At 39.6% G+C, this 13030-nt stretch carries 12 protein-coding genes; 7 read left to right on the forward strand and 5 right to left on the reverse strand.

Features of this window, described 5'->3' with window-relative positions; genetic code table 11:
- Positions 1-85: 85 nt before the first annotated feature.
- The 6 genes from ACXM0J_RS10880 (at position 86) to rfbC (ending at position 5652) form a co-directional block, all read left to right on the forward strand.
- On the forward strand, positions 86-1069 hold the full coding sequence (locus ACXM0J_RS10880) for a glycosyltransferase (RefSeq protein WP_086265229.1): 984 nt from the start codon (positions 86-88) through the stop codon (positions 1067-1069).
- A 12-nt stretch (positions 1070-1081) separates the two neighbouring features.
- Entirely contained in the window at positions 1082-2125 is a 1044-nt protein-coding gene (locus ACXM0J_RS10885; RefSeq protein ID WP_000193719.1) for an ELM1/GtrOC1 family putative glycosyltransferase, read from the forward strand.
- A 135-nt stretch (positions 2126-2260) separates the two neighbouring features.
- On the forward strand, positions 2261-3328 hold the full coding sequence (rfbB, locus tag ACXM0J_RS10890; RefSeq protein WP_086265228.1) for a dTDP-glucose 4,6-dehydratase: 1068 nt from the start codon (positions 2261-2263) through the stop codon (positions 3326-3328).
- A gap of 2 nt (positions 3329-3330) precedes the next feature.
- A complete protein-coding gene (rfbD, locus tag ACXM0J_RS10895) occupies positions 3331-4224 on the forward strand; it encodes a dTDP-4-dehydrorhamnose reductase (protein ID WP_000698332.1) in 894 nt (297 codons plus the stop codon).
- Positions 4221-5111, forward strand: coding sequence for a glucose-1-phosphate thymidylyltransferase RfbA (gene rfbA, locus ACXM0J_RS10900; RefSeq protein WP_000054001.1), 891 nt, complete (start codon positions 4221-4223; stop codon positions 5109-5111). The genes rfbD and rfbA overlap by 4 nt, the downstream gene beginning before the upstream one ends.
- Entirely contained in the window at positions 5101-5652 is a 552-nt protein-coding gene (rfbC, locus tag ACXM0J_RS10905) for a dTDP-4-dehydrorhamnose 3,5-epimerase (RefSeq protein ID WP_001195721.1), read from the forward strand. The genes rfbA and rfbC overlap by 11 nt, the downstream gene beginning before the upstream one ends.
- 27 nt (positions 5653-5679) lie before the next feature.
- On the opposite strand, the gene ACXM0J_RS10910 is transcribed toward rfbC, so the two are convergent.
- The 5 genes from ACXM0J_RS10910 to ACXM0J_RS10930 all read right to left on the reverse strand — a co-directional run bounded on the left by ACXM0J_RS10910 (position 5680) and on the right by ACXM0J_RS10930 (position 10745).
- Entirely contained in the window at positions 5680-6699 is a 1020-nt protein-coding gene (locus tag ACXM0J_RS10910) for a glycosyltransferase family 2 protein (protein WP_000498151.1), read from the reverse strand.
- A 37-nt stretch (positions 6700-6736) separates the two neighbouring features.
- On the reverse strand, positions 6737-7675 hold the full coding sequence (locus ACXM0J_RS10915) for a CgeB family protein (RefSeq protein ID WP_001170031.1): 939 nt from the start codon (positions 7673-7675) through the stop codon (positions 6737-6739).
- Entirely contained in the window at positions 7675-7893 is a 219-nt protein-coding gene (locus tag ACXM0J_RS10920; protein ID WP_001251491.1) for a hypothetical protein, read from the reverse strand. The genes ACXM0J_RS10915 and ACXM0J_RS10920 overlap by 1 nt, the downstream gene beginning before the upstream one ends.
- Before the next feature lie 138 nt (positions 7894-8031).
- The gene (gene aspS / locus ACXM0J_RS10925; RefSeq protein ID WP_000986451.1) at positions 8032-9810 is read right to left on the reverse strand and encodes an aspartate--tRNA ligase; all 1779 of its coding nucleotides are present in this window, start codon (positions 9808-9810) and stop codon (positions 8032-8034) included.
- Between the two features lie 170 nt (positions 9811-9980).
- Positions 9981-10745, reverse strand: a complete 765-nt coding sequence (locus tag ACXM0J_RS10930; RefSeq protein WP_045900295.1) for a DUF4184 family protein — start codon at positions 10743-10745, stop codon at positions 9981-9983.
- Positions 10746-10881: 136 nt separating this feature from the next.
- Here ACXM0J_RS10930 and znuD point away from each other — a divergent pair, with 136 nt between their 5' ends.
- A complete protein-coding gene (znuD, locus tag ACXM0J_RS10935) occupies positions 10882-12957 on the forward strand; it encodes a zinc piracy TonB-dependent receptor ZnuD (RefSeq protein ID WP_086265227.1) in 2076 nt (691 codons plus the stop codon).
- Positions 12958-13030 lie beyond the last annotated feature (73 nt).

Genomic DNA, 13030 nt, shown 5'->3' on the forward strand with positions numbered 1-13030 from the left:
AACTACAACGTATTAAGATCAGCGGAAAAGATTCATTATTCGCCGTCAAGCTTCGTTTAAAACTTGGTACGCGTGAGGGCTAATCATGAAAATTACGCTTGTGATGGCAAGTGATGAGGAAGGTGGCTTAGAAAAGCATGTACTTGAGCTGGCTGCTGGTTTATCACAAGCACATGAAGTTTCTTTAATTGCACATCAGAAATATCAAAGTCAGGTGGAAAGTTCGGTAAACTTTGTTGCTTTTGATATGAGTGGCAGTCGTTATAACCCGTGGACGAAGTATCTGCTAAAAAAAACAATATTGGGGACAGAACCACAAGTGCTACATGCTCATGCTTCTAAAACGGCCAAACTGTTGCAAGGCATGATTGCAGGTTTTGATTTCCCTTGTGTGGTGACTATCCATGGTGCAAAGAAAAAGATTGATTCTTACTTAGCATTTGATCATATCATTTGTGTGAGTAAGCGACTCGCGCAGATTGTGGGGCAGCCGGAAAAACTCAGTGTGGTCTATAATGGTATTTCTTTGAATATGCCTGCTCAATCATTTGTAAAAAATAGAAAATTTATTGCCATTGGACGTTTAAATGAAGTGAAAGGTTTCGATCTTTTACTGGCTGCTTGGCGGAACATTTCACACCAATTAACTATTGTTGGTGATGGTGAAGAACGAGAAAAGTTAGAGCAATTGATTCAAGAGTACCAATTAGCTGATCGGGTTCACTTGTATGGGTATAGCGACAATATTCACCCATTGATTACAGACCATGAGGCTTTGATTGTGTCTTCCTTGCGTGAAGGGGGTCCGTATACACTTGCTGAAAGTTTATTGCTTCAACGTCCTGTGTTAGGAACTGATGTCGGAATGATGGCTGAGTTTATTCCTGTTGAGTTTCTATGTGAACCAAATAATATTGAAGCATTGCAACAAGTGATTCAAAACTATTTGGATGTGGTAGTCCCTGAAGCAAGTTTTAAAAAGGCTTATGCTCTGGCACAGGAACAACTGACTTTTACAAAAATGATTGATCATACGGTCCAAGTCTATCAATCATTGCTTTCAGCATAGGATGATGGATTGATGACACAACAAAAACCTTTCATCCTAGCGTTGACCGATGGTAAAGCAGGCCATGAAACTCAAACACAAGGAATAGTTCAGCTACTGAATCAACAACAAGATTATCAGGTGGAATGGGTTCAATTAAATCTACCTAAAAAATGGTTGTATCGTGTTCTCAAGTTATTGATCAAGTTTTCAATAAATACAGAGTGGTTACGTTATTTTCTTGACTCCCAAACCCTAAGTGCATTAGAGCAGAAACAGGTTGCTTATATTGTATCGGCAGGGGGAAACACTCTACTTGCCAATCTATTGCTCAAACAACATTTGCTCAAAGATCAGCCTGTAAAAAATCTGGTCGCAAGTTCATTACGGGGGATTCGTGCTGACTTGTTTGATGTGGTATTTACCATTCATGAGCAACAAGCCGTATTGCCTCATTATTTTTATTATCCAATTGCACCGAATAAAATGAGTGCTTTACCTCTAACACGTGAGCGGGCGCGGGAACATTTGGGTATTCAAAATGCTGAGCAAACGATTGCAATTTTGATTGGTGCTGACACTAAAACAGTAAAAATTGGTGAAGCGGCACAATGGGCAACTGTTTTACAGCAGGTTCGAAAGCAATATCCTACAGCGAGATTGCTACTGACAACATCACGAAGAACACCGATTACTTTTGAAAAAGAATTACAGCAGCTTGCTGAGCAGTACGGCATTTTTCAGCCTCATGACCAGTTAACATGGGTAGCACAAGGCCAAAGCTGTGATATCAAAGATTATATTAAAGCAGCTGACTGGATTCTAACGAGTCCGGACTCGACTTCGATGGTGGCAGAAGTGGTCATGTCAGGAAGTAAGTTGCTGGTACTTTATGATGAGCAGTCCATGCAGGATGAACAGATTAAGCACCAATTAAAGTTTTTAGCACAGCAACATTGGCTATATTTATTAACTGTTTCAGATTCTTATCAAATCTCTCAGGTTGTTCAAGAGTTAGAGATGCAAGATCATACCAGCGAAATAACTCGGAAGTTAAATCGGGTTTTGGACAAATAAGTTTAGCTAAGTATTTATATTTTATTTTTTGTAATAATGGTCAAACTGCGTAGGGCTTTCTGAGGTTAACGCTAAATTAAATAGGAAATAGGTGATAAAATCCGTGACTAAGAAAATGGAGTTACATGATTTATTATGAAGTTCTTGGTTACTGGTGGTGCAGGTTTTATTGGTTCGGCGGTGGTTCGTCATATTGTTCAAAATACTGAACATGAAGTATTAAATGTCGATAAGCTCACTTATGCGGGAAATCTAGAGTCTTTAAGCTCTGTTGCCGATCACCCACGTTATCAGTTTTCTCAGACCGATATTTGTGACCGTACAGCTTTAGATGAATTATTTAAAAGTTTTCAACCTGATGTAGTGATGCATCTTGCTGCTGAATCGCACGTAGATCGTTCAATTTCAGGACCTTATGCTTTTATTGAGACCAACATTATTGGTACATACCAAATGTTGGAAGCAAGCCGTACTTATTGGTTAACCCTTGATGGTTCAAAAAAGGAAACATTCCGCTTCCATCATATTTCAACCGATGAAGTCTATGGTGATTTAGAAGGTACAAACGACCTATTTACCGAAACAACATCGTATTCACCAAGTTCACCATATTCTGCAAGCAAAGCCAGCTCAGACCATTTAGTCCGTGCATGGAACCGTACTTATGGTTTACCGGTGTTGGTGACCAACTGTTCAAATAACTATGGGCCATTTCATTTCCCGGAAAAATTGATTCCGCTTATGATTTTAAATGCTTTGCAAGCCAAGCCACTCCCTGTATATGGCAATGGTCAGCAAATTCGTGACTGGTTATTTGTAGAAGACCATGCACGAGCACTCTTTACTGTTGCAACGCAAGGTGTGGTTGGGGAAACTTATAATATTGGCGGTCACAATGAAAAAGCCAATATCGAAGTTGTTCATGCGATTTGCACATTACTTGAAGAATTGGCACCGAATAAGCCGGAAGGTGTAGCACAGTACAAAGATTTAATTACCTATGTCAAAGATCGCCCAGGTCACGATGTGCGCTATGCAATTGATGCGACAAAAATTAAAAATGACTTAGGCTGGGTTCCGCAAGAATCGTTTGAGACGGGCCTGCGTAAAACCGTTGAATGGTATTTAAGTAATACTGAATGGGTTGCACACGTTCAAAGTGGCGAATATCAGTCTTGGTTAAACAAGCAATATCAAGGATAACTATGAAGATCTTATTGCTTGGAAAAAATGGACAAGTTGGGTGGGAGCTACAGCGAGCGCTTGCTCCTTTGGGCGAGGTAGTTGCATTAGACCGTCATGGTTTAAATGGTCTATCTGGCGATATGACTCAACCATCGGCAATTTTTGACACGATTGTGGCGCTAAAACCCGATGTAGTCGTTAATGCTTCTGCTTATACAGCTGTTGATTTGGCTGAAACTGAGCAGGATTCGGCTGATCTTGTGAATCATCAAACTGTAAAGGCTATAGCCGATGCATGTTTGCAAATTAAAGCTTTATTTGTGCATTACTCTACCGATTATGTTTTTGACGGGGCAGGTGAAACAGCTTTTGTTGAAACAGATGCAATTGCACCATTAAATGTCTATGGTAAAACCAAGGCATTAGGCGAACAGGCAATTGTTGAGAGTGGCTGTCAGCATCTAATTTTCAGAACATCATGGGTCTATGCAAGTAAAGGAAAAAACTTCTTGAAAACGATGTTGAACTTGGCTCAGCAACGTGAAGAGTTGTCGATTATTGATGATCAGATTGGTGCTCCAACTTCTGCTGAGCTAATTGCTGATATTACTGCACATGCTATTCCTCAAGTCGTAGCCGATGTGAGTAAAGCTGGTGTCTATCATTTGGTGGCGAGTGGTGAAACATCATGGTTTGGCTACGCAAGTTATGTATTTGAGCAAGCACGGTCATTAGGACAGGCGCTGATTGTACAAAAGGTTAATCCAATTCCAACAAAGGCTTACCCAACACCAGCAACCAGACCACACAATTCAAGATTGAACAACCAAAAAATACAGCATGTTTTTAAACTCTGTCTACCTAACTGGCAAGATGGTGTAAAGCGAACCATAGTGGAGCTATTAAATAAATGAGTCTCAAACGTAAAGGTATTATTTTAGCGGGTGGTTCAGGTACACGCTTACATCCAATTACCAAAGGTGTATCGAAACAGCTTTTGCCAATTTACGATAAACCAATGGTTTACTATCCATTGTCTGTATTGATGCTTGCCGGTATTCGTGAAGTCTTATTGATTTCGACACCAGAAGATTTACCCCAATATGAAAAACTGCTCGGTGATGGTTCTCAATTTGGTATTGAACTTACTTATAAAGTACAACCTTCTCCAGATGGTTTGGCACAGGCATTTTTAATTGGTGAAGAGTTTATTGGTCAAGATAATGTTTGTTTGATCTTGGGTGACAATATTTACTATGGTCAAAGTTTTGGCAAACAATTAGAAGCTGCGAGTAATCGAGAGCATGGTGCAACAGTATTTGGTTACCATGTGACAGACCCAGAGCGTTTTGGTGTTGTCGAGTTTGACCCAACTGGAAAAGTTCTCAGCATTGAAGAAAAACCATTAAAGCCAAAATCACCTTATGCCGTGACGGGTTTGTACTTCTATGACAATCGTGTTGTAGAGTTTGCTAAACAAGTGAAGCCATCTGCACGTGGCGAACTTGAAATTACTGACATCAATAATGCATATCTGAAAGATGGTTCATTGAATGTGGAGCTTTTAGGGCGAGGGTTTGCATGGTTGGATACGGGCACGCATGAATCGCTTTTAGAAGCAGGTCACTTTATCTATACTGTAGAAAAGCGTCAGTCATTAAAAGTCGCATGTTTAGAGGAAATTGGTTTCAATCAAGGTTGGATTAGCAAAGAGAAACTTTTAGAAAGTGCTGAAGCTTTGAAAAAAACAGAATATGGTCAATATTTGAAAAAAATCTGGGAAGAGTCAAATGCAGGTTGAAACGACTAAAATAGAAGGGCTTTTGATTCTACATCCAAATGTATTTGGTGATGATCGCGGCTGGTTTATGGAAAGCTTTAATCAGCAACGTTTTGCACAAGCACTTGAACAATTAAACTTGCCTGTTCCAACTTTTGTACAAGATAACCATTCATTGTCTCAAAAGAGTGTGTTACGTGGGTTGCATTATCAAAATGCACCTTATGCGCAAGGAAAACTGGTACGTGTTGTACAAGGTCGTGTTTGGGATGTTGCGGTAGATATTCGACCTGACTCAAAAACTTATGGTGAATGGGTTGGTGTTGAACTGAGTGCAGAAAATAAAACCATGTTTTGGATACCGGAAGGTTTTGCTCATGGCTTTATCGCACTTGAAGACAATACCCAGTTTTTGTACAAAACCACCAATTACTACAATAAAGAAAGTGAAGGCGCTATTATTTGGAATGATCCAACACTAGCGATTAACTGGCCTCTTGATGAGGTTGGTGAGGTGTTGGTGAGTGATAAAGATCAGATTGCAGATGCATTTAAAGCATAAAAAAAGAGGAGTTTATCTCCTCTTTTTTTATCGAGGCTGTTTCAATATTATTTTATATGGTGCGACTAAACAGGTTGATAAAATGAACTGAATAAGTAATTTGAGTATGTAAAAAGGGACAACATAAAAAGGTAGAGTCTGTAGTGCAGTGATACTCGTTGGAATAATTCGATCATAATAGCGACGACGAATTGCCAAAGAAGCATTTTTTCTCAATTCTTTAGATAAGCTCTGCTGGTTAATACAGTAAGCCTTTTTGGCTTCTGGATGTGTCTTGGAATAGTCTTTTAAGAATTGAGACATGCTTTGGCGGAGCAAAATCACTTGCCGTCTTACTTCAAAATGATCTTTTTTCTTTTTGGCTTGGGCAATAACACTGGTGTCATGGTAGCGGAAATAATTTAAACACTCATGCGTAAAGAAGATGTCACCTTGCGATACGATTTTTGCCCAAATTTCCCAATCACCAATAAAGCGTAGACTTGGATTAGCTCCACCTACATCGAAATAAGTCTGTTTTTTAAAAATGACACCACTGGCATTTGGAATGGTGTTTTGAGCATTTAAAAATCTTTCGATATATTCGAGACCATTCATTTCAAAATCATTTTCAAATAATTTTGAATCAACTTGATCAGTAAAATCTTTCCATGAACCCGTGACTTCACCTTGTGCATTCATTCGATGAGATTGGCTGTAGGCAAGAACAAGCTTAGGATTTTTTTCAAAATGAGGGACTAATTTTTCCAAAAATTGTAAGTCGGCAACATCATCAGACTCTGCAATCCAGATCAGATCGCCTTTTGCTAGATGCATGCCTTTGTTCCATTGGCAAAATGTTGAGCCTGAATTTTGTTCATTGATGATGCAATGTGAAACTTTCGGATGGCTTTTGTATTTCGCTAAAATTTCGGCACTATGATCGGGTGATAGATCATCTAAAAGAATCACTTCAAATTGCGAATAGCTTTGGTTAAGAATGCTCTCAATTCTGTCTTCTAAATATTGGTCATGGTTATAACTTGGAACAATAACACTAACAAACACGTGAGGGTGGCCTATACAAAATTAAAAAAGCTAAAACTTAAGCTTGAAGCAATAAGTCAACGACGGTCTCTATCCTATTTTTATAAGTATGACTCTGTTGAACTTTATACATGGCTGCTTCAGCGCTGATTATTGGATCTTTTAACTTCAATTGCAATTCTTGCGGATTCTCAAATGAAATAATTTCATTTTTGATATCAAAAGCATAGTTTAGATCTTCAACATACTCGCTTACCAAAATACAACCACAAGCCGGAGCTTCGAAACAACGCATATTCATACCTTGACGAATATTTTTCTTGTTAATGACATTCAAGATGTAACGATGCGTTCTGTAGAGTTCGGCAACTTCAGTCAAAGGAATATTGTGAGGGTGAACAATACTGTTTGATTTGCTGAGTTTATCCCATCCTTTCCCATAGACAGTGAGGGGAAGGGGAATCTGTTCAATGAGCTCTTGTCGATCAGGCGACCATGCGCCTACAAATAAAAGACGATCATCTTTTTGTTCATTGCTAGAAAAGAAGACATTTGGATTATAAGCAAGAGGCAGATAAATGGCATGATTTAGTCCCATTGCTCTCGCATCTTCGATAAAGCTAGAATCGGTAAAGCAATATAAATCAATGACGTCTTTAGATTTTAATAAGCGTTCATCAAAAAAGTCACCAATCCAATGTGCTTTTTTGCATGGAAAGTCTGCCAAAACTTGCAGTAAATGATCATTAAAATAAAAAAGATCGGCAATGAGAATCAAATCTGGCTGAAACGTTTGCAGTTTCTTTTTGAGTAAATTTGCCGTATATATATCTTTGTTTGGTAATAGCTTTTTCAGAAACCGATCGGTGGTATTGTTATGATTTAAGGCAAAGCCTTGGATTTCATAATCAGGGCTTTGATGGGCAGCAGCAAGAATATTTTCGTACCACTGCAAAATACCGCTGCGTTTACCAATGATGAGCAGTTTCTTTTGCATTACTTTTTATCCGCATTACCTTTGAGCACCATATAAATCAGTGCAACAAAGATAAGTAATGCACCGACTAAACTGCTTACACAGAAATAAAGAATACGTTGGTTCGTCGTGAGGTTAAATAATTCATTCGCAAGGATGTAGCGCATGAAAAACCATTGTGCGAGGGAGAATACAATCACGACTAAAGCATGTCGTCGTACATCTGGGCGCATAGCCATAAAGCTGACCTCTAAATTAAAAGCTCCTTATTATGCCACTGACCAGCTTATTCGCAAAGCATAGCTTAGGTAAGTCGAATATATATCTTATTTCTAATAAAAAACCCTGCAATTGCAGGGTTTTTTATTAAAGAGCAATTAAGCTTCTTTCTTTTGTTGTTCACGTAAGCGGATGCCCAAGTCACGAAGCTGGTTTGCTTCCACAGGAGCCGGTGCTTGAGTAAGTGGACATTCAGCAGTTTTCGTTTTAGGGAACGCAATAACATCCCGAATTGAAGTCGCGCCAGTCATAAGCATTACTAAACGGTCAAGACCAAATGCCAAACCACCGTGAGGAGGTGCACCGTAACGAAGCGCATTGAGTAAGAAGCTGAATTTTTCTTCTGCTTCTTCATCGGAAATACCAAGCGCTTCAAAAATCGCTTTTTGCATTTCTAATGTGTAAATACGAAGTGAACCACCACCAACTTCAGTACCGTTCAATACCATGTCGTAAGCAACAGAAAGTGCTTCGCCTGGATTGCTCTTCACGTCTTCTACGCTAGATTTAGGTAATGTGAATGGATGGTGAACAGAAGTCCATTTGCCATCGTCAGTTTCTTCAAACATTGGGAAGTCAACAACCCAAAGTGGAGCCCACTCACAAGTCGCAAGGTTCAAGTCATGACCGATTTTGACACGAAGGGCGCCCATTGCATCATTTACAATTTTAGCTTTGTCCGCACCAAAGAATACGATATCGCCATTTTCAGCGCCAACACGTTCAAGCAATTGCATTACGATTGGTTCGATGAATTTAACAATAGGAGATTGAAGACCTTCAATTCCTTTTTCGATTTCATTGACTTTAATGTACGCTAAGCCTTTTGCACCGTAGATACCGACAAATTTAGTGTATTCATCAATTTGACTACGTGTTAATGAACCTGCGCCCGGTACACGAAGTGCTGCAATACGGCCTTTAGGGTCTTTAGCTGGACCTGCAAATACTTTGAACTCAACTTCTTGCATTAAGTCTGCAACATCAACGAGTTTTAACGGAATACGCAAGTCTGGTTTGTCAGATGCATAATCACGCATTGCTTCGCTGTATGGCATACGGCGGAATTTTTCAAATTTTACGCCAAGCAAGTCGTTAAATAATTTAACAGTCATACCTTCCATCAAATCCATAATGTCATCGTCGTTTAAGAACGATGTTTCAATGTCGATTTGAGTGAATTCAGGCTGACGGTCAGCACGTAAGTCTTCATCACGGAAACATTTCGCGATTTGGTAGTAGCGATCAATACCACCAACCATCAACAATTGTTTGAACAATTGTGGTGATTGTGGAAGTGCATAGAAGCTACCATTTTGTACACGGCTTGGTACTAAATAGTCACGCGCACCTTCAGGGGTTGCACGAGTTAAAATCGGAGTTTCAACGTCTAAGAAACCATGATCATCTAAATAGTTACGAATCAAGTTGGTTACTTTAGAACGGAAGCGTAAACGCTCTAACATTTCTGGACGACGGATGTCCAAGAAACGATATTTTAAACGGTGTTCTTCTGACACGTTAATAGTGTCATCATTTAATGGGAATGGTGGAGTTTCAGATGCAGCAAGAACTTCGATTTCTTTGCCTAAGACTTCGATTTGACCACTCACCATATTTGGGTTTTCAGTACCTTCATAACGGCGACGAACACGACCTGTAATTTTTAATACATATTCAGAACGTGCTTTATCTGCAGTTGCAAATGCTTCTGGAGTATCTGGGTCAATAACCACTTGAACGAGACCATCACGGTCACGCATATCAAGGAAAATAACACCGCCATGGTCACGGCGACGATGTACCCAACCGCATAATGTAACGGTCTGGTCGATTTGGGCTTCAGTTAAAGAGCCACAGTAATGAGTTCGCATCATGATGAAGATTATCCAAACTATATTGGCTGAAAAGACGGATGCGTAAACCGCGCACCGTCAAAAAAATAAGTTTTCGATTATGCCCTGTTGAATGGCATGCCACAAGAACTAGATCAAAAAACAGCTATAATTTAGCTAAAAATGAGCAATTTGGCAGCAAGTTTAGCTATTTAGCCCATTCTTTGTTGTCCATCTAAAAATAAGAATAATAGACATCCCAAACTAAACGTACTTAACCAACCTTGCATAAACTCATTAATAGAGCGGCCAGTAAAATAATAGGTATCAGAATGCCAAACCTCATGGGGAATATAACGGGCATAGTCCCAAAATGAAAATAAGCCTAAAAGTGTAGATAAAGCAAATAAAGACCAAGCAAAAATTTTAATTTTATAATTTACTTTCCAATGCTGTTTATGGCGCTGATAGTAATGAATACTCATCCAGCCTAAAAAAGGTAATGCCAGAGCAGAAGAACCGAGTTGAAGAAGGCGATGCAATGGATAAGGACGGCCAAACAAGTGAACAGTTTGCGATAAAAAGTCTTGAAATATAAAAGTTCTAAAGTCTGAGTGGGTAAGCCCATCCCAAATGAGATGTGTTGCTATACCAATGAGTAGAGCAATTATAATTCCAATAAAAAAGCTAAAAAAATGTCTAAAAGAATCTAGTTTTAAATCGTGTTGGATACCAAAAAAACGGTAAACCACAGGTCGGTAAAGTAAATACCAAATGACACAGAATAATAACCCTAACGCAAGGTTTGGGTAGAAAAGCCCCTTCCATTGATGAGTCAGCATACCTGATTGCATTGTAAATAAGCGGTAAAGATCGGGCGTCATACTGCCAATTGCTAAGGCGGCAATGGGTAACGTGTTTCGGCTCAATTTAGCAAGTGGAGGGGCGATAACGGCATGAGAGATGGTAAAAGGCATTATAAAACAGGAATTACTCACATCATTTAATTGGCCAGTCTAACGAATCATCTGATTAGAAATGTTTTTTATTGCAAAACAACTGAAATGTTATAATATAACAAAACAAAAGGCGTAGCGATCAGAGAATCACCTCATGTTGTTCTATAAAAATATTTTGACCATATCCATTTTGGCTGCCATATCCATACCTGTATTTGCAGCAGAAAATGAAAATGTTGAGAAGTTAGAAACTATCCGCATCAAGGCGCACCCCCTTGAGCAAACTTCAAAAGATTTTGCAGTCGCTGATACTGTAGTTGACCAAAAGCATTTGACTGAAGGGGCCGCCACTATTGGGGATGCGCTCAATAGTGAGGTGGGGATTTATGCGAATCAGTTTGGGGCTGGTTCAAGTCGTCCGGTGATTCGTGGCCAAGATGGACCACGTGTTAAAGTTCTTCAAAATTCATCTGAAAATGTGGATGTCTCAACTTTGTCTCCTGATCATGCTGTAACAGTAGATCCAGTTCTCGCAAAACAAGTTGAAGTGATTCGTGGTCCCTCTACTTTATTGTTTGGTGCGGGAACTGTTGGTGGTTTAGTCAACGTTATTGATAACAAGATCCCTACACAAATGCCTGAAAATGGTTATGAAGGACAAGTTGGCTTACGTTACAACACTGGAAGTGATGAAAAGCTGGCGAGTGCTGGGGTAACTGTAGGGTTGGGAAGCCAAGTTGCATTACGTGTTGAGGGGTTAACACGTGATGCGAATAACTATATTGCACCAAACTATATTCATGAAGGTGAAAAAGAGCGCCGTGTAGACAATACCTTTGCACAAGGTGATTCAGTGAATGTGGGGTTGTCTTGGATTTATGATCGCGGTTATACGGGTATTTCGTATAGTAACCGTCGAGACCAGTATGGTTTACCGGGGCATAGCCATGAATATGAAAGTTGTAGCGCTCATCTAGGTGGAAGACCGCATTTGCATTGTGGTGACCATGAGCATGAAGAAGGTGAAGAAGCTCACGATCATGAGCATGAAGAACATGAGCACGAGCATGGCGGCCCATGGATTGATTTAAAATCTGAGCGTTACGATTTTAAAACCGAGTTAAATGATCCATTTGCAGGCTTCCAAAAGTTACGTGCGCAAGCAAGCTATACTGACTATCAGCATGATGAAATTGAAGAGGGCGCAATTGCAACCCGATTCCAAAACAAAGGCTATGATGGACGCATTGAGTTAGTACATAACCCGATTGCAAGTTGGGAAGGGGTAATTGGCGCACAGTTAGGTCAACAGAAATTAGATTTAACTGGTGAAGAAGCATTTATGGCCCCGACCACTACCAAAAAGTGGAGCGTATTTGCTTTAGAACATAAACAATGGAAAGACGTACATTTTGAGCTTTCTGCCCGTGCAGATCAGCAAGAAATTGATGTAGACGATAATTCTAAACAGGATTTTGATGGTTCAGCATTTTCTTACGCAGGTGCTGCGAATTGGGAGTTTGCACCGAACTATAAACTTTCTTTTGTCGCTTCACATCAAGAGCGTTTACCTTTAGCTCAAGAGTTATATGCAAATGGTGGACATTTTGCGACGAATACTTATGAGTTAGGCAATGATCAACTCAGTAAGGAAAAATCGAATAATGTTGAGTTAGGTTTGCATTTTGATAATGACAAACTCGATTATCATCTTCATGTGTACCATAACTGGTTTGATGACTACATCTATGCGCAAACCCTTGACCGTTATAAAGACTTCCGTTTAGTTCAATACACTCAAGATAAAGCTCGTTTCTATGGTGCCGAGGGTGAGATTGGTTATCAAATTACCCCAATATACAAGATCAGTGCTTTTGGTGACTATGTACGCGGTGAAATTGATGCCGAGGGTAACGCTCCACGTATTCCAGCGGGACGTTTAGGTACTAAAGTTGATGCAGATTTTGGCGATGGCTTTAGCGGTTCTGCCGAGTACTACCATGTCTTTAATCAAGATAAGATCGCAGCTTACGAGACCGAAACTGAAGGCTATAACATGCTTAATCTTGGCGTGGCATACTCTGGACAATATGGTGCAAAAACAGATTACCGTGTTTATATGAAAGCAAATAACTTGTTAGATGACACGGTTTATCAGCATGCTTCATTCTTATCAAATATTCCACAAGTTGGACGTAATTTTACTGTGGGTGTTGATTTTAGTTTCTAAGGCTTTAACACGAAACTAAACTTGAAAAATCAAGTCAAAAGACCTAATTTGAAACCATCAAGTTAGGTCTTTT

The organism is Acinetobacter sp. GRABPA_MV_2 (genome assembly GCF_056725885.1).